This is a genomic window from Bradyrhizobium sp. Ce-3 (genome assembly GCF_022835695.1).
Taxonomy (GTDB): domain Bacteria; phylum Pseudomonadota; class Alphaproteobacteria; order Rhizobiales; family Xanthobacteraceae; genus Bradyrhizobium.
The window spans coordinates 391,913-412,455 of record NZ_BQUV01000006.1 but is presented as its reverse complement, the minus strand read 5'-3'; the positions used below and the strand labels follow the sequence as shown (position 1 = coordinate 412,455).

Genomic DNA, 20,543 nt, shown 5'->3' with positions numbered 1-20,543 from the left:
TGGTCCTAATTCGCCTGCGCCGTCGCCGGGCGGCGTGGCATGGCGGCCGGCTCGGCAAGATCGGAGGTCAGGTCGAGGCCGATCGCGGCCAGCCGCACCCGCATCTCCGCGGCGACATATTTGGCGTATTCCGATAGCAAGAGACGGAACGTTCCGCCACTCGTCCACCACGGCTCGTCGCGCCATTTGTCGCCGACCACCGCGAACGGAATCAGCGTGATGTCCGGCATCGCATGCGACAGTTCCACGATCGCCCGCGGCATGTGGTAGTTCGAGGTCACCACGATCAGCGACTTGAAGCCGCGCTCGCGCACCCAGCGCCGCGTCTCCGCCGCATTGCTGCGGGTATTGACCGCCGAGCGGTCGAGATCGACGCAGCATCTCATCAGCCCCTGGCTGTCCGGAACCGAGCGCGAAATGTCGCTGGCGTCGTTGGTCGGATGCACGCCCGAGATCAGCAGACGCTTGCCGTAACCTGCCGCCAGCAGATCCATCGCGTCCGAGACCCGCGACGAGCCCCCGGTCAGCACCACGATGCCGTCGGCATTCTGCGGCGGATCGGTTTCGACGCCGCGCAATTGCGAGAGGAAACCGATGAAGCCGACCGCCGCGGCGACAAAGACAAGCGCCAGCGGCGCGACGATGGCCGCGCGCAGCCAGCCGCGCGGGCGCGCGGCATGGCCATTCGGCGACGTATCGTCGGACTGCAAACTCATGTGATGCGGCTGTCCTTCCCCCCGGGGATTTTAAAGCATGATCCGGAAAAGTGGAAACCGGTTTTGGCACGAGAATGGCCGCGCGGCCGTTCGGGCCAGCAAGCATTGCCGGGGGCGCTGCGCCGAAATGACGGTTGGCCTTGCGGCGGCTTCGCAGATCACGGAGCGATGAGACGGCCGCTTCGCCGCCACTCGCCCTTTAATTGTGGATAACGCACCGAAACACGCGGCAGCGAATTCGCCCCCCGATTGAGCTTGCAGGACGCTCTACCGATAGTGGGCACATTGCCAGACGGGGATTTTCATGATGAAGCGCGCGCTCGCCATTGCCTTTTCGCTGCTGACTGCAGGCTGCGTCACCGATAACGGAGCAGGCTTCGTCGACAGTGTCAGCGCGATTTCGTCGGCGCTCACTGCACAGGACACGCTCGAATTCGACCTTCGCAAGGACCTCGCGCGCAGATCGAATGAGCTCGAGTTCATGTCGAACGGGACGTATTCCTGCGGCGAACCGAAGAGCTCCTTCATCGCGGACTCCGAGGAGTATTACCGCGATCTCAACCGACGAAACGTCAAGAAGCCCATTGGTTGGAATGTCGTCCTCGAACTGCGCAAAAAGGACAGGGAGAACGACGAGTTGCTGAAGGCCGTTCTGACCTACGGCAATCAGATGAAGGCGCTGACGTCCGATTTCGAGTATGCAAAAGGCCTTGTTGGCGTGATCAAGGGCGAGGTCGCGGCCCTCAAACAGGGTGGCGGCCTGTCGGATGCCGGTTCGGTGCTGACCGGCCTCAACGCAGTCCTGGTCATTGCCGAACAATCGGCAGGCGGCTTCGAGGCAGCGGCGGTTCAGCACGCCGCGGCCGCGATGCAAGAGGGCCTGGCCCTCGCAGCCAAGCGTCTCTCCGCCGACGCCGTATTGGCCGGGCTCACGAAAACCGAAGCGATCGCCTTCCGCTACTGGGACGCCTGTCAGACCGAGCGCCTTCGATTCTATCGCGACTATTACTATCCGATCCGGAAGCAGAAGGAGTTCGTCAACGGCGACGGGCAGCCCTACTACCAGGGCACGGCGAAATCCAGCGTCATCGATTTCGCCCGCGAGTACCGGCAATATCAGCTCGACAGGGAGGCCTTCATCAGCCGCCGGCCCAATTTTGTCAGCCTGATCAACAATGTCGTCGAAGCCAACAAGAAGATCATCGAGGCGCCCGACCGCGACGCAATTCTGGCCGCCGGAAAGGCACTGGTCGACACGACGACGGCTATTCAACCCGCCGCGGTGACCCTCGCATCGCGGTGATCGCGAGATCGCAGACCGTCAGTCGATATCGTCGAGCGTGGCAAACAGGGTGCGCCGCGACGCCCATGCGGTGATCGCGGCGATCAGCACCGCCTGCAGCGCCAGCACCAGGTAGCCGGACGGACGCAGCGAGAAGGTGCCGAGCAGGGCCGCGAACTGGTCGCCGACCGGCGTGCCGGAGAACCAGTTGGCGATCGACTCGGAGAAGCCGAACGCCAGCATCGCCGCACCGCCGCCGATCAGCCCGCCCTCGAGGCCGAGCCTGAGGAAGTGCCGCAGGAAGCGGTTGGCGATGAAGCTGTCGCCGGCGCCGACGAAATGCAGCACCTCGACGATCGGCCGGTTGGCCGCCATCGCGCCGCGAGTTGCGAACGACACCGAGATGATGGTGGCGATGATCACGAGGATCAGGATGCCGACGCCGGCAAACACCGTGGCGCCGGTCATCGAGCGCATGCGTTCGATCCAGGCGCGGTGATCGTCGACGCTCGCGGTGGGCGCCGCCTGGGTCACCCGCGCACGCAAGCCGGCGAGATCGAGCGTGGTGCCGGGCTGCACCCGCGCCACGATCACGCGCGGCACCGGCAGTTCGTCGATCGAAAGCCCGCTGCCGAGCCACGGCTCCAGCAGCTTGGCGGATTCCTCCTTGCTGAACGGACGGACCTCGAGAATGCCGGGCTGCGCCCGCATCGCATCCACAGCGGCCTGCGCGTCGCGGTCGAGGTCGCGGCCCGGCGAGGGGCGTACCTGGATGGTGATCTCGCTCGACACCTCCGACTGCCATTCGGCGGCCGACGCGCTGACCAGCAGCACGGTGCCTGTGGTGAGCGAGGCGAGGAAGGTCATGATCGCGACCACCGCGACCAGCGCGCGGCCCGAGATCGAGGCGCGCGGCACGATCGGCGACATGTTGCGTGCGGTGGCCGGGACCTGCGGGCGTTCGCGCCCGAGATCGACCAACGACACCTTCTCGTCGCCGCTCCTACTCATAGATGTGCAGCCGTCCCTGATGCAGCACCAGCCGCCGCGCCTCGTATTGATCCATCAGCGTGATGTCATGGGTCGCGATGATCACTGCGGTGCCGGATTTATTGAGCTCGATGAACAGCCGCAGCAGCCGGCGCCCGAGCGTCGGATCGACGCTGCCGGTCGGCTCGTCCGCCAGCAGCAGTTGCGGACGCGAGATCACCGCGCGCGCGATCGCCGCGCGCTGCTTCTCGCCGCCCGACAGGATCGGCGGCAGCGCGTCCATGCGCTCGCCGAGGCCGACCCATTTCAGCAGGTCGATCACCTCGCGGCGATAGCTCGATTCCTCGCGGCCCATGACGCGGAACGGCAGCGCGACATTCTCATAGGTCGTCATGTGGTCGAGCAGGCGAAAATCCTGCAGCACGATGCCGATGCGCTTGCGCAGGTCGGCGACCTGCTCCTTGTTGAGCAGGGAGATATCCTTGCCGAACAGATTGACCAGCCCGCGGGTCGGCCGCAGCGACAGGAACAGCAGCCGCAGCAGCGAGGTCTTGCCGGCGCCGGACGGGCCGGTGAGGAACTGGAACGAGTGCGCCGGGATCATGAACGACAGGTCGCGCAAAATCTCCGGGCCGAGCCCGTAGCGCAAACCGACATTTTCGAACCGAACCAATGCGCTAGCTCCGTTCGAGAGGGCCTGTGGCCCGATACCCCATACTGGCGGCCCGAACACCCGCCGATCCGTTCGCGAACCGCACAGAAAGCTTGTGCGTCGGTTATGGTTTCCGATTCGTTAACGGTCGCTCAGTAGCATCCGGGCATACCACACGGTGGAGATTCGGCTCCATGCATATCGTTTGCCCGCATTGTACAACATCCTATGCCATCAATCCGGCCACCCTGGGCGAGGCCGGCCGGACCGTCCGTTGTTCCCGTTGCCGCGAGGTCTGGCTGGCCCGGCCGGAGGACGCGATCGGGGCTGTGGCGCCAAGTTTGGCCTACCAGGCCGCCGGCTCCGATCTCGCCGCCGAATGGGAGGCGATGGGCCGCGGGGAGGCTGACGAGACCCCGGTGGTCGAAAGCCCCTCGATTTCGGCCGATTTGCCGACCGATGGAAGCGACTCCGCGACCGAATGGCCGGTCGTGGCCGCCGCGGATGCCGCTGATCACGCCGACACCAAGGAGGCGGCCGGAACCCGACGCCGCTTCGGCCTGCCGCGGCTTCCCCGGCTGTTCCGCCTGCCGTCGCTGCCCCGGATTCCCTTCATGCCGGTGATCGGCGCGCTGCCGACCACCTGCGCCGCGATGGCCGCGCTGATCATCGCGCTGTTCGTCTGGCGCAACGACGTGGTGCGGCTGCTGCCGCAGACCGCGCTGTTCTATAAAATGGTCGGGCTCGACGTGAATTTGCGCGGCCTCGCCTTCAAGGACCTCAAGATCACCAACGAGACCGTGGACGGCAAGCCGGTGCTGGTGATCGAGGGCATGATCGTCGGCCAGACCAGGAAGCCGGTGGAATTGCCGCGGCTGCGCTTCTCGGTCCGCGACGCGCAGGGCGCCGAGATCTATGCCTGGAATGCGGTGCTGGAGCAGCCGGTGCTCAATCCCGGCGAACGCGCCTTCTTCAAGTCGCGGCTTGCCTCGCCGCCCCCCGAAGGCCGCAATATCGACGTACGCTTCTTCAACAAGCGTGATCTCACCGGCGGCCGCGCCTGAGGCTGCCGGCCAACACTTTCGGGACCTGACCAATCGCCATGACGCGTGTTCTGATCGCCGACGACGAAGACTCGATGCGCTCGCTGGTGGCGCGCGCCATCGCCATGGACGGCCACGAGACCGTGACCGCGCAGGACGGCGCCGAGGCGCTCGAGGTGCTGACGCGTGACGAAGGCGCGTTCGACCTCCTGCTCACCGACATCCAGATGCCTGTGATGGACGGCATCGCGCTGGCGCTGACCGCGGCGCGCGACTTTCCCGAGTTGAAGATCCTTCTGATGACCGGCTTCGCCCATCAGCGCGAGCGCGCTTCCGGCCTCGAGGCGATCGTGCATGATGTGGTGACGAAACCGTTCTCGGTGGCGGATATTCGCACCGCGGTGGCCGACGCGCTGGCGGCACGGAAGGGGAGCTGATCGTCATTGCCGTGTGGCCACAGACTTAAGCGGCCCCAGCTCGAAGTTTGAATTTCGATCTTGCCGGAACTAGAATAGCGGCGCCCTTAGCCAAGCCGGGAGAGTTTGACTTGGCAAGGGGATCAGCTGGGGCGTTGTAAAAGGCGCAGACGGGTCTCTCCCATCCTCCCAGCACCAAAAAATCCGAACCACGTCACCCCAGATTCGAATTGTGCCACCCGGCCGTTACTCGTCTTTGCGAGGAGCGATAGCGACGAAGTAATCCACGCCTCGGCAAGCCGAGATAATGGATTGCTTCGCTTCGCTCGCAATGACGAAGAGCCTCAATACTCCTTCAGCAGCCGCTCGATGTAGTCGAGCTCGATCTGCGGCCGTGACGGATCGGCGAGGCGGCGGCGCAGCTCTTCGAGAATGCGGCGGACGCGCTGCACGTCGATCTCGCCGGGGATCTTCACCGTGTAGTCGTCGCCGAATTCGCGGCCGTGCAACGGGCGGCCGAGCGGATCGGTCTGGTTGCCGCCGCTCTGCTGGCGGCCGGCGCGGTTGCCGGGGCCATCGCCGGGCTGGTCGCCGTCGCCCTGCTGCATCGCGTCGGCGAGGCTCTGCGCGCCCTTGCGCAGCGCATCGAGCGCGCGGCCCTGCGAATCCACCGCGGCGTCGGCATTGCCCTCGCCGAGCCGGCCGGAGGCATCGCCCATCGCGGAATCGGCCTGGTCGAGCCCGTCGCCGTCATCGCCCTGGTCGCCCTGATCGCCGCCTTGCTCGCCCTGCTGGGCCTGATCGCCCTTCTGGCCTTGCCCCTTCTGGCCCTTCTGACCGCGCTGGTCCGGGCCCATGCCGCGCTTGGCAAGTTCTTCCTGCAGCTTCTTCAGGCGGTCGCGCAGCCCCTGCTGATCCTGCTGCAGGTCGCCCATCGACTGATCACCCTGCTTGCCGCGCATCCGGTCGCGCCGGGAATCCTGGCCCTGCTTGAAGGTCTTGTCGCGCAGCTGCTGCTGCTTGCGGATCATGTCGCCGAGCTCGTTGAGCGATTGCTGCATGTCGTCGTCGCCTTGGTTGGGCTGCGCCATCTGCAGGTTTTCCAGCATCTGCTGCATCTGTTCCAGCAACTGCCGCGCCGCATCCTTGTCGCCTGACCGCGACATCCGCTCCATGCGATCGAGCATGTTCTTGAGATCCTGCTGGCTCAGCATCTTGGTGTTGGGATCGAGCGGCCGCGCCAGCTGCTGCGGATTGTTGCGGTACTGCTCGGCGAGCTGGCGCAGGAAATTGTCCAGCGCGGCGCGCAGATTGTCGGTGAGCTTCTTGATCTCCTCGTCGCTCGCGCCGCGCTCCAGCGCCTGCTTGAGCGCGTCCTGCGCCGCGCGCAGCGCCTTGTCGACATCGGTAATGTTGCCGTCCTCGATGGTGACGGCGAGCGCCCACAGGCTGGCGACGACCTCGCGCAGCTGATCGTCGGTGCGCGCCGCCTCGAGCTGGCGGGCCACGGTGTGCAGGCCGAGATAATAGCCGGTCTCCGGCATGAACATTTCGGGCGCGATCATCAGCGCGTCGAGCGCGGCGTAGACCTGGCCGTTCTGGTTGGCGTCGAGCGCCAGGATGCGGCGCTGCTCGATCAGCGCGCGCGCCAACGGCTTGGTGAACAGCCGCTCGGGCAGCCGCATGTTGAACGGCTCGCTCTTGCCCTCATTGCCGGCCTCATCCTTCGCCGTCAACGTCAGCGTCACGTCGGCGCCGGCATAGGGATCCTCGCTGAGGTCCTTCACGGTCTGGCCGACGCCGTTGCGGGTGCGCGCGTTCGGCAGCACCAGCGCGAATTGCGGCGGCTCGAACACCGGACGCGGCTGCGCCGCCTTGCCGTCGGCGTCCTTCCTGCCGTCGGCGTCCTTGGGCGAATCCTTCGGCGCATCGGCCGGCCGCGCCGCGAACTGCGCGCGCGCTTCAGTGACGCCGTAATCGTCCTCCAGCCGGTAGGACATCTGCAAGGCGCCGCGCGCCTGCCGCTCCGGATCCTTGGCGAGCGCAATCGACGGCGGCCGATCCGGCGTCGCGGTGAATTTCCACTGCGGCTGGCCGGCCGGCGCGCGGACATGCGCGGTGCCGTCGCCGGTGATCTTGAAATGCCGCTCGTTGGTGCCCTTCGGCGCCTGCCCCTCCGGCGCGACCTCGGCGACGCCGCCACCGACCACGACGTCGATGGTGCCGCCGCTGGAGCGCACCAGCAGCGTGCTGCCCGAGGGAACCGCGAGCGGGGTGGTGTCCGCCGCGTTGGCGTCCTTGTTGGCGTTCGACAGGATGATCGGCGGCTTGCCGGTGTAATTCGGCGGCGTCACCCAGGCATCGACCCGGACATTGGCCGGCGCCATGATGCCGTTCCAATCGAATGCGGACGCGACTCGCAGGCCGCGCTCGTCGCCGGCGGCGAAATAGGTTGCCACCAGCATCACGATGACCAGCGCGCGCAGCGCCCAGGGATCGTGCAGCGAGACGCGCGGCCGCGGCAGACCGGCACGGATGCGCTTGAGCGAGGCCAGCGTGCGTTCGCGCTGCGCCTGCCACAGCGCCAGCGCGAACGGGTCCTTGTTGGTGAGCGTATCGGAGAGCGTGGTCGCCGGGCGATGGCGGATGCCGGCACCGCGGTCGAGCCGGCTCAGGCCCTCCTCACGGCTCGGCCAGCGGAAGCGCAGCAGCGGCAACAGCGCTGCGAGCGCGGCGATGCCGAACAGGCCGGCGCCGGCGAGACGTGCGACAAACGGCAGCACCAGCCACAACCCGGCCCAGGACGCGACCAGGAACAGACCCACGACGGTCAGGAACCGCGCCAGATGCGGCCAGGCCCGTTCCCACGCGATCGCAAATTTCGCCCGCTGCAGAGCCTCCGTCAGCTTCGATTGCGTCAGTTTCAGCCGCGCGATCGCATCGCTGTCGGGGACGGCGTGTGACGGGGTGTCAGACGGGTCGATGTTGGCTCCGCTCAATAACATCTCCGGGGTAGCCGGCAGATCAGCCTAGCACAGCGGCGGCTTTGAGGCACCCGTTCCCCGACGTAACCCACACCGGGAAATACGCATAACACGAAGGCGTGACTGCGGCAGTTCGACCCCGTAACTTCCCGGCCCGAACCAAGCCTTAACGCATGAGGAAACGATATGGACCAGAAGACGCACGACAAGGGGCTCGAAATCCGCAAGGCGGTGCTCGGCGAGGCCTATGTCAACAATGCGCTGAAGAACTCGGACAGCTTCAACAAGCCGTTCCAGGAACTCGTCACCGAATATTGCTGGGGCGCGGTCTGGGGCCGCGAGGAGCTGCCGCGCAAGACCCGCAGCATGCTCAACCTCGCCATGATCTCGATCCTCAACCGGCCGCACGAACTCAAGGCGCACATCAAGGGCGCCCTGACCAACGGCGTGTCCCGCGACGAGATCCGCGAGATCTTCATGCAGGTCTCGATCTATGCCGGCATCCCGGCCGGCGTCGACAGCTTCCGCATCGCGCGCGAAGTGTTCGCCGAACTTGACAACAAGGCGTGAGGCGCACGCCGCTTCCGCATCGTCGTCCCGGCCTTCGCAGGGACGACATCGAGTACGGGGCGCGCGACTCCGCACATAACGACGTAGAGGAAACGACTCATGGAAATCGGATTCATCGGCCTCGGGAAGATGGGCTTCCCGATGGCGCGCCGGCTGATCGAGGCCGGCCACAAGCTCACCGTGTTCGACACCAGCAAGGACGCGCGCGATCGCCTGGTTGCGCTCGGCGCTCAGGCTGCGACGTCGCCAAAGGATATCGCCGACCGCGTCGAGACCGTGATGGCGAGCCTGCCCTCGCTGCAGGCCTCGCTCGAGGTCGCAACCGGCACAGGCGGCGTGATCGAGGGCAAGCGCGTCAAGCGTTTCATCGACCTCTCCACCGTCGGCTCGCGGATGGCGGTGAAGATCCACGATCTCCTGGCCAAGAAGAACATCGTGCAGATCGACAGCCCGGTCTCCGGCGGCGTCTCCGGCGCCGAGAAGGGCACGCTGGCGGTGATGGTGTCGGGCCCGCGCGCCGATTTCGAGCTGGTGAAGAGCGCGCTCGACGTCATCGGCAAGGTGTTCTTCATCGGCACCAAGCCGGGCTCCGGCCAGACCATGAAGCTCGCCAACAACTTCCTGTCGGCGACTGCGATGGTCGCGACCTCGGAGGCGGTGGTGATGGGCGTCAAGTCCGGGCTCGATCCGGCCGTGATGATCGACGTCATCAATGCCGGTTCGGGGCTGAACACCGCGAGCCGCGACAAGTTTCCGCGCTCGGTGTTGCCGCGCAGCTTCGACTTCGGCTTCGCCACCGGTCTGATGGTGAAGGACGTCCGGCTCGCGGTCGAGGAGATGCGCTCGCTCGGGCTGTCGATGGAAGTCGCCGAAGCGGTCGGCCGGCTCTGGGAGGTCATCATCCGCGACGAGGGTCCGGAGTCGGATTTCACCGCGGCGATCAAGCCGATCGAGAAGGCCGCGGGCGTGATCGTGGGTGGCGGCAAGGGCGGCAGTCACGCCGCGAAGTAAGACGCGTAGCCCGGATGGAGCGTAGCGTAATCCGGGGTTCGTGCCACATCAAAGACCTGCCCCGGATTTCGCTTCGCTACATCCGGGCTACGGCCTCACAGCCACGGCGCGGGCTTGTCCATCGCGATCAGCGCGTCGACGTCGATGCGCGGGCGGACCACGGCGTACTGGTCGTCCTTGACCAGCACCTCCGGCACCAAGGGCCGGGTGTTGTAGGTGCCCGACTGCACCGCGCCGTAGGCGCCGGCGGTCATGATCGCCAGCAGGTCGCCGGCCTTTGGCTGCGGCAGCGTGCGGTCGAGCGCGAGGTAGTCGCCGGTCTCGCAGACCGGGCCGACCACGTCGGCGATCATGGTCGGTGTGTCAGGCGCCGGCTGGCGCACCGGCAGGATGTCGTGATGCGCCTCGTACAGCGTCGGCCGGATCAGGTCGTTCATCGCGGCGTCGATGATGACGAAGTTCTTGGCGTCGCCCGGCTTCACATGGATCACGCGGGTGACCAGGATGCCGGCATTGCCGACGATCATGCGGCCCGGCTCAAACATCAGCGTGCAGCCGAGATTATGCGTGACGCGCTTGACCATCGCGGCATAGGCCGCGGGCACCGGCGGCGCGGCGCGATCCAGATGATAGGGAATGCCGAGGCCGCCGCCGAAATCGATATGCGAAATATCGTGGCCGTCGGCGCGCAGCGTCTGGACGAATTCGGCGAGCAGCCGGAAGGCGGCTTCCAGCGGACCGAGATCGGTGATCTGGCTGCCGATATGCACGTCGGTGCCTGTCACCTTGATGCCCGGCAGCTTCGCGGCGCGGGCATAGACCTCGCGGGCGCGGGCGATCGGAATGCCGAACTTGTTCTCCGACTTGCCGGTCGAGATCTTGGCATGGGTGCCGGCGTCGACGTCGGGATTGACCCGCACCGAGATGCGCGCGGTGGTCTTCATCTCGACCGCAAGGCGCGACAGCATCTCGAGCTCCGGCTCGGATTCGATGTTGATGCAGAGGATGTCGGCGGCGAGCGCGGCCCGCACCTCGCCTTCGGTCTTGCCGACGCCGGAGAACACGATCTTCGACGGCGGGATGCCGGCCGCCAGCGCCCGCTTCAACTCGCCGCCGGACACCACGTCGGCGCCGGCGCCGAGCTTGGCCAGGGTGCGCAAGACCGACTGGTTGGAGTTCGCCTTCATCGCGTAGCAGACCAGCGCCTTCTCGCCGGCGAAGGCCTCAGTGAAGACGCGGTAGTGCCGCTCCAGCGTCGCCGTCGAATAGCAATAGAACGGCGTGCCGACGGCTTCCGCCAGCTCAATGAGATTGACCGCCTCGGCGTGCAGCACGCCGTTGCGATAGTCGAAATGGTTCATGACACGCTAGGTTGTTTGAGCATGATTTTTCAGATCATGCTCCCGATATCAATTGCCGAGCAGCGGATCGAGGATGAAGGGCCGTTTATTGCCTTTCGGCGCGGCCGGCGCGGCATCCGACCCATAGGTCGGATTGAACACGCTGGGCTGCGCCGCCCGCTCGCTCTCGGTATCGCCCGGTGCCGCAGCCGTGCCCGGCGCGGCGTTCGCGGTCGGCGGCAGGTCGAGCGGTCCCTTACGGCCGCAGCCGCCGAGCGCCAGCGCTGATACGCTCAGCACAATGATGGCCCATCCCGAGGGGGTCAGGCGGTTCTTGCTAATCACGACGAATTCCCCAATTCGGGCGGCACCATACAAACATTGGCGTGCTCTGGCGAGAGGCGGAGGCCCGAGAAATCACCGCCAAATTTTCCGGTTCAGCCCAATTTTCGCTCTTTTTCCAGCCGCTTGGCCCAGGCCTTCGCCTGCGCCATCACATTCTTCGGCGCTGTGCCGCCAAACGAGGTCCGGCTCTTGACCGAGGATTCGACGCTGAGCACCTTCAGCGCGTCCGCCGTGATCTTCGGCTCGACCTCCTGCATGGCCGTCAACGGTAATTCGTGCAGCGCCACGCCCTGCTTCGAGGCCAGGCCGACGATGCGCCCGGTGACGTGGTGGGCGTCGCGGAACGGCATCTTCAGGGTGCGCACCAGCCAGTCGGCGAGGTCGGTCGCCGTGGCGTAGCCCTCACCGGCCGCGGCCTTCATCTTCGCCTCGTCCGGCACCAAATCCTCGACCATGCCGGTCATGGCGCGGATCGCGAGCGACAGCGCCTCGAAGGCCTCCATGGCGCCCTGCTTGTCCTCCTGCATGTCCTTTTGATAGGCGAGCGGCAGGCCCTTCATCACGATCAGCAGCGCGGTAAGCGCGCCGATCACCCGGCCGGTCTTGGCGCGGACGAGTTCGGCCGCATCCGGGTTGCGCTTCTGCGGCATGATCGACGAGCCGGTGGTGAACTTGTCGCTGAGCTTGACGAGGCCGACCAGCGGCGAGGTCCAGATCACGATCTCCTCGGCGAAGCGCGACATATGCACCGCGCAGATCGCCGCCGCCGACAGCGTCTCCAGCACGAAATCGCGGTCGGACACCGCATCGAGCGAATTGGCCATCGGCCGGTCGAAGCCGAGCGCCCTGGCGGTGGCGGCGCGGTCGATCGGAAACGAGGTGCCGGCGAGCGCGGCCGCACCCAGCGGCGATTCGTTCAATCGCTTGCGCGCGTCGGCAAAGCGGCCACGGTCGCGGCCTGCCATCTCGACATAGGCCAGCAGATGATGGCCGAAGGTGACGGGCTGCGCGGTCTGCAGATGGGTGAAGCCCGGCATCACGGTTCCGGCATGCTCCAGCGCGCGGGCGACCAGCGCCTGCTGGAACGCGGCCAGCGCGGCCTCGGTCTCGTCGATGGTGTCGCGGACATAGAGCCGGAAATCGGTCGCGACCTGGTCGTTGCGCGAGCGTGCGGTGTGCAGCCGGCCCGCCGCGGGACCGATCAATTCGGACAGCCGCGACTCGACGTTCATATGGATATCTTCGAGCGCGCGCTTGAAATCGAAATCGCCCTTGCCGATTTCTGACAAAATCGTGTCTAGACCTTTACCGATATTTTTCGCATCAGCAGCGGTGATGATGCCTTGCGCGGCGAGCATCGCGGCGTGGGCCTTGGACGCGGCAATGTCCTGGGCATAAAGGTGACGGTCGACGTCGATGGAGACGTTGATTTCCTCCATGATCGCGTCGGGACGCTCCGAGAACCGGCCGCCCCACATCTTGTTGCTCATGACATCTCGCTCACGAATTTGTATTTCAGGCCGCACTGTTTCATCGCCGGAGCGGCGAAACGGCGTGGCGGTTCGGGACGTATTCCCGGCACTGCATAGCCATATCTGACCCAGGATGACAAACGATATGCCCGAGACCACCCCATCCGAACCGACCGCCAAGCCGAGTGCCAGGCCGACCGCCAAATGGCGCATCCCGCTGGTGATCGGCGCCGTGCTGGCCGGGGCCGTGATCGGCTATGTCGGGGTCTCCGGCCTCAAGCATCCCGCCGGCGGCGATATCGCCTGCAACAGCGCGGTGGATCTGGCGAAGAAGATCGGCCCGCTCGCCCATGGTGAGGTCGCGGCGCTGACCATGGCGACCACCCCGCTCAAGCTGCCCGACCTGACCTTCGAAGACGCCAACGGCCAGCCGAAGAAGCTCTCGGACTGGCGCGGCAAGACCGTGCTGGTGAACCTGTGGGCGACCTGGTGCGTGCCCTGCCGCAAGGAAATGCCGGCGCTCGACAGCCTGCAGACCAAGCTCGGCGGCAAGGATTTCGAGGTGGTCGCGATCAACATCGACACCCGCGACCCGGACAAGCCGAAGAACTTCCTGAAAGAGGCCAATCTGACCAATCTCGGCTATTTCAGCGACCAGAAAGCCAAGGTCTTTCAGGACCTTAAGAACATAGGCAAGGCGCTGGGCATGCCGACCTCGGTGCTCATCGACGGCAAGGGCTGCGAAATCGCCAATATCGCCGGTCCCGCCGAATGGGCGAGCGACGATGCGATCAAGCTGGTGAAGGCAGCGCTACAGCCCGGCGCGGCGGCATTTTGATCAGGCAACGGCGTTGAGGTTGCCGCCGATGCCAGGGGACAGATTCGCGGTGGAGGGATTGCCGAGCAGGGTCTGAACCGCGAATTTCTCCGCGTCGAGGTTCTGCTTGGTCACGCGGGTCGCGATCTCACCCTGCAAATTGCCCTGCTGCATCGACAGGATGCTGGTGACCATGCTCATCATGTCCATACGCGGTACTCCCAAGCTGGTTCTGCGTAGCGCGCGAAAGTTAATGCTTGGGTAACGGACGGCCGCGTCAGGCTGACGCATCGTCTGAATGTGGCTCAGGCCGCGTTCGCCGCGAAGGCCGCGCCGAGGGTGCGCAGCGCCTGCCGGGTCCGCGCATCCGATAGCTTCGAGTGCAGCATGACATCGCGGGACGGCAGCGGCGGCAGGCCGAGCTTTGGCCCGAGGTCGACGGTATCGGCCGGCGCCACCCGGCGCGCCAGCGCCGCGACCGCAAGGCCCGCCGAGATCGCAGCCCCGATCGTCGCAAGCCCGCCGCCGACGAACGCCTCGGTCCAGGCGATGCCGGCAGCGTCGAGAGCTTCGACCGCCATGGCACGCACGCTGCACGGCTCGGCCTGGGTAGCCAGCCGCAGCGGCTCGCCCGGCCGGTGGTGAAAATCGGGCGCGGCCATCCAGCCGAACGGCTCCTCAAACAGCACGTCGCCATCGCGGCGCTTGGCGTCGTGGCGCAGCACGATCGCGGCATCGAGCTTGCCGTCGTCGAATGCACCGAGCACCGCACGCGAGGTGTCGACATGCAGCTGGATCACCAGGCCCGGATCGGTGCTGTTCATCCGCTTCAACAGCGAGGCCAGTTCCGATCCGACGATGTGGTGGCTGATGCCCACGACCAATCGCCGATGCTCGACCGCGAACGATCCCATCGCCGATTGATGCGCGGCCACCAGATTGCGCGCCGCGCCGAGGAAGGCGGCCCCCTCAGCCGACAGCCGAACCAGCCGCGGCGTCCGCTCCAGCAGCCGCCGGCCAAGTCCGTCCTCCAGCCGCCTGATCTTCAGGCTGACCGCCGACTGCGTGGTCTCCATGACCTGCGCCGCCCGCGTGAAGCTGCTGAGGTCGGCCACCAGGACGAAGGCCTGCACCGCCTCGACGTCGAGCGCTTTCATGGCCGTCCATTTAAATTGACAATCATTGAAATGCGATATCATACCGTTTTTCAATGATCAATCTGCTCCTAGGATCGGCTGCACGCAACGCTTCCAGGAGCCACCATCATGCCGCTGACCCACGTCTCGCTGCGACAGGGTAAGCCCGCCGCCTACCGCACGGCCATTCTCGACAGCCTTTATCGCGCCCTGCGCGAGACCTTCGATGTACCGGACGGCGATCGCTTCATGACGATCTCCGAGCACGACGGCGACGATTTCGCCTATGGCGCGGACTATCTCGGCATCAGGCGCAGCGACGATCTGGTCATCATCCAGATCACGGTCAGCAACACCCGCCCGGTGGCGCAGAAGCAGAAGCTCTATCGGCGGATCGCCGACCTGCTGGCGGAAAGCCCCGGCCTGCGCACTGAAGACATCTTCATCAACCTCGTCGAGGTGCTCCCCGAGAACTGGTCGTTCGGCAACGGTGAGGCGCAGTACGTCCGATGACCGCTGCCCCGATCCTCTCGCCGCGCATGAGCGGCATCAAGCCATCGCCCGCATCGGTGCTGCGGCGCCGCGCCCGCGAGCTGCGCGCCGCCGGGCGCGACATCATCGAGCTGTCGTCGGGCAATCTGGACTTCCCGACACCGGATCATGTGATCGCGGCGGCGCATGAGGCGGCGTTGCGCGGCGAAACCCGCTACACCGATGTCGACGGCACGCCCGAGCTGAAGCGCGCGGTGCAGGCCGCGCTGCTGCGCGACCATCGTCTCGACTATCGTCTGGATGAGATCGTCATCACCAACGGCTCGACCCAGGCGCTGTTCAACGCGCTGCTGGCGACGCTTGTGCCCGGCGACGAGGTGATCGTCCCCGCACCCTATTGGGCGCCGTATCTCGATCAGGTGCGGCTCGCAGGCGGGGCGCCGGTGGTCGTGCCCTGCGCGCAGAACAACGGCTTCAAGCTGCGTGCCGAGGACTTGCAGGCGGCGATCTCGGCGCGGACGCGCTGGATCGTGCTCAACAATCCGGTCAATCCCTCAGGTGCGTTGTATTCGCGCGAGGACCTGTCCAGGATCGCCGCGATCCTGCTGCGGCATCCGGACATCCGGGTGCTTGCCGACGGGCTCTACGAGCACATCACCTTCGACGGCGCGCCGGCGCCGACGCTTGCGGAGATCGAGCCGCGCCTGAAGCCGCGGACGCTGACCGTCAGCGGCCTCGCCAAGAGCTACGCGATGATGGGATGGCGCATCGGCTATGCCGCCGGCCCTTCGGCGCTGATCCGCGAGATGATCACGATCCAGTCGCAGACCACATCAGGCGCCTCGTCGATCAGTCAGGCCGCCGCGGTGGCCGCGCTCGACGGCGCGCAGGACGTGCTGGCAGAGCGCGCCGCCATCCTTCGCACGCGGCGCGACCGCTTTGCTGCACTCGTGAACGAATGCAGCGGTCTCTCCTGCACGCCGCCCGAGGCCACGTTCTATCTGCTGGTCAGTTGCGCCGGCGTGATCGGCAAGCGCGCACCCGACGGCAAGGCGATCGAGACCGACCGCGATTTTGCGGCCTATCTGCTCGAACACGCCGATCTGGTGGTGTTTCCCGGCGAGGATTTCGGGCTGTCGCCCTATATCCGCGTCAGCTTCGCCAATCCTTCACCAGTCATCGAGGAGGCCGGAAGGCGGCTGACGCGCGCCTGCGCGGCCTTGCAATGAGGCCTCACGGACACAGCCAGCGCCTCGCGCTGGCCGCGCATCTGCTCGGACTTGGAACGGGTGTGACTGTCATTATCGGTCTGGTGCCCGCGACGCTTGCGCTGTTGCGGGCACTGACCTGAAACGAGAACGGCGATTATCGCGTCGGGACCGGCTTGTCGCCGCGGTAGTCGTAGAAGCCGCGCTGGGACTTGCGTCCAAGCCAGCCGGCCTCGACATATTTCACCAGCAGCGGACACGGCCGGTACTTGGAATCGGCGAGTCCTTCGTGCAACACCTGCATGATCGACAGGCAGGTGTCGAGGCCGATGAAATCGGCGAGCTCAAGCGGACCCATCGGGTGGTGCGCGCCGAGCTTCATCGCGGCATCGATCGCCTCGACGTTGCCGACGCCTTCATACAGCGTGTAGATCGCCTCGTTGATCATCGGCAGCAGGATGCGGTTGACGATGAAGGCCGGGAAATCCTCCGACACCGCGACCTGCTTGCCGAGCTTGGCGACGAACGCCTTGGCGGTGTCGAAGGTCGTGTCGTCGGTGGCGATGCCGCGGATCAGCTCGACGAGCTCCATCGCCGGCACCGGATTCATGAAGTGAATGCCGATGAATTTCTCGGGACGATCGGTCGAGGCGGCGAGCCGCGTGATCGAGATCGACGACGAGTTGGTCGCAACGATCGCGTCCGGCTTCAGCACCGCACAGACGTCGTGGAAGATCTTGCGCTTGGTCTCTTCCTTCTCGACCGCGGTCTCGATCACGAGATCGCAATCGGCCAGCGCATCGAGCGTCTCGGCAGAGGCGATGCGGTCGAGCGCCTGCTTGCGCTCGCTCTCGCTGACCGCCTTCTTGGCGACCTGGCGGGTCAGATTGCCGTTGATGGTCGCCAGCGCCGACTTCAGCCGGTCGCCGGACACGTCGTTGAGCACCACGTCGAAGCCGGCCAGCGCCGCCACATGGGCAATGCCACTGCCCATCTGGCCCGAACCGATCACGCCGACCTTTTTGATTGCCACCGTCATCTTGTCATCCACCGGAACGGCGCGCATGTCGCGCCTGCCCAATTCCAACGATACCCGAAGTGAAGCCTTCCGGGTTGCCCAATCCGCCGGAAAACGTTTCCCGGGACCATGATGTGATTACAGGTCATCACACCCGGATCCCATTTTCCCCTGTCGAGCATGATCCTTTCGGAAAAACGTTTCCGGATCATTGCCTCGAAAATAACAACACCGGCCGGAGCTTAGCCACCCGGCCGGTGTCTTGTCGCTTACTTTCCGAGCTTGCCGAGCGCTTCGGTCAGCTCCGGAACCGCCTGGTAGAGGTCGGCGACCAGGCCGTAATCGGCGACCTGGAAGATCGGCGCGTCCTCATCCTTGTTGATGGCGACGATCACCTTGGAGTCCTTCATGCCGGCCAGATGCTGGATCGCGCCGGAGATGCCGACCGCGACATAAAGTTCCGGGGCCACCACCTTGCCGGTCTGGCCGACCTGCCAGTCGTTTGGCGCATAGCCGGCGTCGACCGCGGCGCGCGAGGCACCGACGCCGGCGCCGAGCTTGTCGGCGAGCGGCTCGATGTACTTCGCGAAGTTCTCGCGGCTCTGCATGGCGCGGCCGCCCGAGACGATGATCTTGGCCGAGGTCAGTTCCGGACGGTCGCTCTTGGCGACTTCCTCGCCGACGAACGTCGACAGGCCGGGATCGGCGGCCGATGCGGCGTTCTCGATGGCCGCGCTGCCGCCTTCGCCGGCAGCGGCGAAGGTCGAGGTGCGGACGGTGATCACCTTCTTGGCGTCCTTCGACTTCACGGTCTGGATCGCGTTGCCGGCATAGATCGGCCGCTCATAGGTGTCGGGTGCGACAACCTTGATGATCTCGGAGACCTGCATGACGTCGAGCAGGGCTGCGACGCGCGGCATCACGTTCTTGAAGCGCGAGGTCGCGGGCGCGACGAACGCGTCATAGCCGGACGCCAGCGCCACGATCAGCGCAGCCAGCGGCTCGGCCAAATCGTGCTCATAGGCGGGGCCTTCGGCCACCAGCACCTTGCTGACGCCGGCGAGCTTGGCGGCTGCTTCCGCCGCCGCCTTGGTGCCCTGGCCGCCACCGGCAACCAGCACATGGACGTCGCCGCCGAGCTGGCTCGCCGCGGTCAGCGCCTTGTTGGTCGAGTCCTTCAGGGTCTCGTGGTCGTGTTCGGCAATCAACAGCGTCGTCATCAGAGAACCCCGGCTTCGGTCTTGAGCTTGTTCACGAGTTCGGCGACGTCCTTGACCTTGACGCCCGCCTTGCGGCCTGCCGGTTCCGCGGTCTTCAGCACTTCCAGACGCGGCGTCACGTCGACGCCGTAGTCAGCGACGCTCTTGTCGTCGATCGGCTTCTTCTTCGCCTTCATGATGTTGGGCAGCGAAGCGTAGCGCGGCTCGTTGAGGCGGAGGTCAGTGGTGACGATCGCCGGGCCCTTCAGCTTGATGGTCTGCAGGCCGCCGTCGACTTCGCGCGTGACCTTGAAATCAGAACCATCGACCTCGAGCTTGGAAGCGAAGGTCGCCTGCGACCAGCCGAGCAGCGCGGCCAGCATCTGGCCGGTCTGATTGCTATCGTCGTCGATCGCCTGCTTGCCGAGGATGACGAGGCCGGGCTGCTCCGCCTCGACCACCGCCTTCAAGATCTTGGCGACACCGAGCGGCTCGACATTGCCTTCAGCCTTGACCAGGATGCCGCGGTCGGCGCCCATCGCAAGCCCGGTGCGAATGGTCTCGGAGGCCTGCGCCGGTCCGATCGACACCACCACCACCTCGGTCGCCTTGCCGGCTTCCTTCAGCCGCAGCGCTTCCTCGACGGCGATTTCGTCGAACGGGTTCATCGACATCTTGACGTTGGCGAGCTCCACGCCCGTCCCGTCGCTCTTGACGCGGACCTTGACGTTGTAGTCGACGACCCGCTTTACCGGCACAAGAACCTTCATCGATCCTCTTTCGCTTTGATTTTATGGGTTTCGGTTGGCTGGCGCGGAACCTAAAGGTCCCGTTTCCCCCGGTCAACGCGCCAAAGCCAAAAAACCGTCCCCCGGTTTTGAACCAGTTTAGCGGTTCTGGCCCGGCACCCACAACACGTCTCCCGCCCCCTTGTTGTTCAGGAAGCGGCTGGCAACGAACAGGAAATCCGACAGGCGGTTCATATACTGGATGCCAGCTGCATTGACCGGCTCGTCGGGCCGGGCGGCGAGTTCCACCATCATCCGTTCCGCGCGGCGACATATCGTCCGGGCGAGATGCAGATATGCCGAGGCGGCCGTGCCGCCGGGCAGCACGAACGAGGTCAGCGGCGCGAGCTGGTCGTTCAGGCTGTCGATATCGCGCTCGAGCCGCTCGACCTGGCTCGCCAGCATCCGCAGACGCTCGGCCTTGCCCTCGCGCTCGGGCACCGCAAGGTCGGCACCGAGATCGAACAGATCGTTCTGGATCCGGCCGAGCATCGCATCGGCGTCGGGGCTGTCCGCGAGATGCAACCGCACCACGCCGATCGCGGCATTGGTCTCGTCGACGGTGCCATAGGCGGCGACGCGCAGATCGTATTTCGGCCGCCGCTCGCCGGAGCCGAGCGCGGTGGTGCCGTCATCGCCGGTGCGCGTATAGATCCGATTGAGAACGACCATGGCCGTGATCCCCTAAGGTTTGCGCATCGCCCGCTTCGCTCGCAGCGAGTCTAGCGTCCCATCGCCCAGACTGCGAGCATCGCGATGACGATGGCGACGAACTGCAGCAGCACGCGCAGCCGCATCAGCTTCTGCGATGTGTTCGGCGAGCCGCCCTTCATCATGTTGATGAGGCCGAGCAGGAGCACCAGCGCGACGGCGCCGACGGCGATAGGAAGAATGATCGTGCTGAGGACAGATGTCATCTGCGGTACATAACACCGCAGGACGCGGACTTCCACACAGCCGAGCCATGCAACCAACTGGCTTTTCAAGGCGTAATATCAGATGCTGGGCCGTCCTCGGACCGAGCGGTTGTCGACAATGCCGGGTGGAATGTGAATCAGCTTCGT

22 protein-coding genes are annotated in these 20,543 nt (G+C 65.7%); 8 read left to right on the top strand and 14 right to left on the bottom strand.

What is annotated here, in order from left to right:
* Positions 1 to 5 precede the first annotated feature (5 nt).
* Entirely contained in the window at positions 6 to 716 is a 711-nt protein-coding gene (locus BRSPCE3_RS22720) for a YdcF family protein (protein ID WP_244068419.1), read from the bottom strand.
* A gap of 307 nt (positions 717 to 1,023) precedes the next feature.
* Here BRSPCE3_RS22720 and BRSPCE3_RS22715 point away from each other — a divergent pair, with 307 nt between their 5' ends.
* A complete protein-coding gene (locus tag BRSPCE3_RS22715) occupies positions 1,024 to 2,019 on the top strand; it encodes a hypothetical protein (RefSeq protein ID WP_244068417.1) in 996 nt (331 codons plus the stop codon).
* 18 nt (positions 2,020 to 2,037) lie between these two features.
* Here the strand turns inward: BRSPCE3_RS22715 and BRSPCE3_RS22710 are convergent, their stop codons facing one another.
* On the bottom strand, positions 2,038 to 3,009 hold the full coding sequence (locus BRSPCE3_RS22710) for an ABC transporter permease (RefSeq protein ID WP_244068415.1): 972 nt from the start codon (positions 3,007 to 3,009) through the stop codon (positions 2,038 to 2,040).
* Complete coding sequence (gene ftsE, locus BRSPCE3_RS22705; protein WP_244068413.1) at positions 3,002 to 3,661, bottom strand: cell division ATP-binding protein FtsE; 660 nt, start codon at positions 3,659 to 3,661, stop codon at positions 3,002 to 3,004. The genes BRSPCE3_RS22710 and ftsE overlap by 8 nt, the downstream gene beginning before the upstream one ends.
* A gap of 173 nt (positions 3,662 to 3,834) precedes the next feature.
* On the opposite strand from ftsE, the gene BRSPCE3_RS22700 reads away from it, so the two are divergent.
* Both BRSPCE3_RS22700 and BRSPCE3_RS22695 read left to right on the top strand, forming a co-directional pair.
* Positions 3,835 to 4,704 carry an MJ0042-type zinc finger domain-containing protein gene (locus BRSPCE3_RS22700; RefSeq protein ID WP_244068412.1) on the top strand — a complete coding sequence of 290 codons (870 nt, stop codon included), beginning with the start codon at positions 3,835 to 3,837 and terminating at the stop codon, positions 4,702 to 4,704.
* A gap of 38 nt (positions 4,705 to 4,742) precedes the next feature.
* Positions 4,743 to 5,120 (top strand): response regulator, encoded by a 378-nt coding sequence (locus BRSPCE3_RS22695; protein WP_244068409.1) that lies wholly within the window; start codon positions 4,743 to 4,745, stop codon positions 5,118 to 5,120.
* 323 nt (positions 5,121 to 5,443) lie between these two features.
* Here the strand turns inward: BRSPCE3_RS22695 and BRSPCE3_RS22690 are convergent, their stop codons facing one another.
* The gene (locus BRSPCE3_RS22690) at positions 5,444 to 8,098 is read right to left on the bottom strand and encodes a TIGR02302 family protein (RefSeq protein ID WP_375709948.1); all 2,655 of its coding nucleotides are present in this window, start codon (positions 8,096 to 8,098) and stop codon (positions 5,444 to 5,446) included.
* A 171-nt stretch (positions 8,099 to 8,269) separates the two neighbouring features.
* Between BRSPCE3_RS22690 and BRSPCE3_RS22685 the strand changes: the two genes are divergently transcribed.
* Positions 8,270 to 8,653 carry a carboxymuconolactone decarboxylase family protein gene (locus BRSPCE3_RS22685; protein WP_018268955.1) on the top strand — a complete coding sequence of 128 codons (384 nt, stop codon included), beginning with the start codon at positions 8,270 to 8,272 and terminating at the stop codon, positions 8,651 to 8,653.
* A 99-nt stretch (positions 8,654 to 8,752) separates the two neighbouring features.
* A complete protein-coding gene (locus BRSPCE3_RS22680) occupies positions 8,753 to 9,664 on the top strand; it encodes an NAD(P)-dependent oxidoreductase (RefSeq protein ID WP_244068405.1) in 912 nt (303 codons plus the stop codon).
* A 95-nt stretch (positions 9,665 to 9,759) separates the two neighbouring features.
* Here BRSPCE3_RS22680 and lysA read toward each other — a convergent pair whose 3' ends face one another.
* The 3 genes from lysA to argH all read right to left on the bottom strand — a co-directional run bounded on the left by lysA (position 9,760) and on the right by argH (position 12,839).
* Positions 9,760 to 11,025 (bottom strand): diaminopimelate decarboxylase, encoded by a 1,266-nt coding sequence (gene lysA / locus BRSPCE3_RS22675; RefSeq protein WP_244068403.1) that lies wholly within the window; start codon positions 11,023 to 11,025, stop codon positions 9,760 to 9,762.
* 48 nt (positions 11,026 to 11,073) lie between these two features.
* Positions 11,074 to 11,349: a lipoprotein gene (locus tag BRSPCE3_RS22670; RefSeq protein ID WP_244068401.1), complete on the bottom strand. Its 276-nt coding sequence runs from the start codon at positions 11,347 to 11,349 to the stop codon at positions 11,074 to 11,076.
* Between the two features lie 92 nt (positions 11,350 to 11,441).
* A complete protein-coding gene (gene argH, locus BRSPCE3_RS22665) occupies positions 11,442 to 12,839 on the bottom strand; it encodes an argininosuccinate lyase (protein WP_244068399.1) in 1,398 nt (465 codons plus the stop codon).
* Between the two features lie 127 nt (positions 12,840 to 12,966).
* Here argH and BRSPCE3_RS22660 point away from each other — a divergent pair, with 127 nt between their 5' ends.
* Complete coding sequence (locus BRSPCE3_RS22660) at positions 12,967 to 13,659, top strand: TlpA disulfide reductase family protein (protein WP_309296327.1); 693 nt, start codon at positions 12,967 to 12,969, stop codon at positions 13,657 to 13,659.
* On the opposite strand, the gene BRSPCE3_RS22655 is transcribed toward BRSPCE3_RS22660, so the two are convergent.
* Both BRSPCE3_RS22655 and BRSPCE3_RS22650 read right to left on the bottom strand, forming a co-directional pair.
* Positions 13,660 to 13,848: a putative motility protein gene (locus BRSPCE3_RS22655; protein ID WP_244068395.1), complete on the bottom strand. Its 189-nt coding sequence runs from the start codon at positions 13,846 to 13,848 to the stop codon at positions 13,660 to 13,662. It lies immediately after the preceding gene.
* Between the two features lie 95 nt (positions 13,849 to 13,943).
* Positions 13,944 to 14,795: a LysR substrate-binding domain-containing protein gene (locus tag BRSPCE3_RS22650; RefSeq protein ID WP_244068393.1), complete on the bottom strand. Its 852-nt coding sequence runs from the start codon at positions 14,793 to 14,795 to the stop codon at positions 13,944 to 13,946.
* A gap of 108 nt (positions 14,796 to 14,903) precedes the next feature.
* Between BRSPCE3_RS22650 and BRSPCE3_RS22645 the strand changes: the two genes are divergently transcribed.
* Both BRSPCE3_RS22645 and BRSPCE3_RS22640 read left to right on the top strand, forming a co-directional pair.
* Complete coding sequence (locus tag BRSPCE3_RS22645) at positions 14,904 to 15,287, top strand: tautomerase family protein (RefSeq protein ID WP_244068390.1); 384 nt, start codon at positions 14,904 to 14,906, stop codon at positions 15,285 to 15,287.
* Positions 15,284 to 16,495 carry an aminotransferase class I/II-fold pyridoxal phosphate-dependent enzyme gene (locus tag BRSPCE3_RS22640; RefSeq protein WP_244068388.1) on the top strand — a complete coding sequence of 404 codons (1,212 nt, stop codon included), beginning with the start codon at positions 15,284 to 15,286 and terminating at the stop codon, positions 16,493 to 16,495. Before BRSPCE3_RS22645 ends, BRSPCE3_RS22640 begins: the two co-directional genes overlap by 4 nt.
* A gap of 136 nt (positions 16,496 to 16,631) precedes the next feature.
* Here BRSPCE3_RS22640 and BRSPCE3_RS22635 read toward each other — a convergent pair whose 3' ends face one another.
* The 5 genes from BRSPCE3_RS22635 to BRSPCE3_RS22615 all read right to left on the bottom strand — a co-directional run bounded on the left by BRSPCE3_RS22635 (position 16,632) and on the right by BRSPCE3_RS22615 (position 20,396).
* Positions 16,632 to 17,513 carry a 3-hydroxybutyryl-CoA dehydrogenase gene (locus BRSPCE3_RS22635; RefSeq protein WP_244068386.1) on the bottom strand — a complete coding sequence of 294 codons (882 nt, stop codon included), beginning with the start codon at positions 17,511 to 17,513 and terminating at the stop codon, positions 16,632 to 16,634.
* A 248-nt stretch (positions 17,514 to 17,761) separates the two neighbouring features.
* The gene (locus tag BRSPCE3_RS22630; protein WP_244068384.1) at positions 17,762 to 18,712 is read right to left on the bottom strand and encodes an electron transfer flavoprotein subunit alpha/FixB family protein; all 951 of its coding nucleotides are present in this window, start codon (positions 18,710 to 18,712) and stop codon (positions 17,762 to 17,764) included.
* Complete coding sequence (locus BRSPCE3_RS22625; RefSeq protein WP_244068382.1) at positions 18,712 to 19,461, bottom strand: electron transfer flavoprotein subunit beta/FixA family protein; 750 nt, start codon at positions 19,459 to 19,461, stop codon at positions 18,712 to 18,714. Before BRSPCE3_RS22625 ends, BRSPCE3_RS22630 begins: the two co-directional genes overlap by 1 nt.
* Before the next feature lie 117 nt (positions 19,462 to 19,578).
* Positions 19,579 to 20,151, bottom strand: coding sequence for a cob(I)yrinic acid a,c-diamide adenosyltransferase (locus BRSPCE3_RS22620; RefSeq protein WP_244068380.1), 573 nt, complete (start codon positions 20,149 to 20,151; stop codon positions 19,579 to 19,581).
* Positions 20,152 to 20,201: 50 nt separating this feature from the next.
* A complete protein-coding gene (locus BRSPCE3_RS22615; protein ID WP_024584739.1) occupies positions 20,202 to 20,396 on the bottom strand; it encodes a twin transmembrane helix small protein in 195 nt (64 codons plus the stop codon).
* Positions 20,397 to 20,543 lie beyond the last annotated feature (147 nt).

Coding starts and splice junctions, on each gene's coding strand:
- BRSPCE3_RS22720 (WP_244068419.1), bottom strand. CDS start 716: ATGAGTTTGCAGTCCGACGATACGTCGCCGAATGGCCATGCCGCGCGC.
- BRSPCE3_RS22715 (WP_244068417.1), top strand. CDS start 1,024: ATGAAGCGCGCGCTCGCCATTGCCTTTTCGCTGCTGACTGCAGGCTGC.
- BRSPCE3_RS22710 (WP_244068415.1), bottom strand. CDS start 3,009: ATGAGTAGGAGCGGCGACGAGAAGGTGTCGTTGGTCGATCTCGGGCGC.
- BRSPCE3_RS22700 (WP_244068412.1), top strand. CDS start 3,835: ATGCATATCGTTTGCCCGCATTGTACAACATCCTATGCCATCAATCCG.
- BRSPCE3_RS22695 (WP_244068409.1), top strand. CDS start 4,743: ATGACGCGTGTTCTGATCGCCGACGACGAAGACTCGATGCGCTCGCTG.
- BRSPCE3_RS22685 (WP_018268955.1), top strand. CDS start 8,270: ATGGACCAGAAGACGCACGACAAGGGGCTCGAAATCCGCAAGGCGGTG.
- BRSPCE3_RS22680 (WP_244068405.1), top strand. CDS start 8,753: ATGGAAATCGGATTCATCGGCCTCGGGAAGATGGGCTTCCCGATGGCG.
- lysA (WP_244068403.1), bottom strand. CDS start 11,025: ATGAACCATTTCGACTATCGCAACGGCGTGCTGCACGCCGAGGCGGTC.
- argH (WP_244068399.1), bottom strand. CDS start 12,839: ATGAGCAACAAGATGTGGGGCGGCCGGTTCTCGGAGCGTCCCGACGCG.
- BRSPCE3_RS22660 (WP_309296327.1), top strand. CDS start 12,967: ATGCCCGAGACCACCCCATCCGAACCGACCGCCAAGCCGAGTGCCAGG.
- BRSPCE3_RS22655 (WP_244068395.1), bottom strand. CDS start 13,848: ATGGACATGATGAGCATGGTCACCAGCATCCTGTCGATGCAGCAGGGC.
- BRSPCE3_RS22650 (WP_244068393.1), bottom strand. CDS start 14,795: ATGAAAGCGCTCGACGTCGAGGCGGTGCAGGCCTTCGTCCTGGTGGCC.
- BRSPCE3_RS22645 (WP_244068390.1), top strand. CDS start 14,904: ATGCCGCTGACCCACGTCTCGCTGCGACAGGGTAAGCCCGCCGCCTAC.
- BRSPCE3_RS22640 (WP_244068388.1), top strand. CDS start 15,284: ATGACCGCTGCCCCGATCCTCTCGCCGCGCATGAGCGGCATCAAGCCA.
- BRSPCE3_RS22635 (WP_244068386.1), bottom strand. CDS start 17,513: ATGACGGTGGCAATCAAAAAGGTCGGCGTGATCGGTTCGGGCCAGATG.
- BRSPCE3_RS22630 (WP_244068384.1), bottom strand. CDS start 18,712: ATGACGACGCTGTTGATTGCCGAACACGACCACGAGACCCTGAAGGAC.
- BRSPCE3_RS22625 (WP_244068382.1), bottom strand. CDS start 19,461: ATGAAGGTTCTTGTGCCGGTAAAGCGGGTCGTCGACTACAACGTCAAG.
- BRSPCE3_RS22620 (WP_244068380.1), bottom strand. CDS start 20,151: ATGGTCGTTCTCAATCGGATCTATACGCGCACCGGCGATGACGGCACC.
- BRSPCE3_RS22615 (WP_024584739.1), bottom strand. CDS start 20,396: ATGACATCTGTCCTCAGCACGATCATTCTTCCTATCGCCGTCGGCGCC.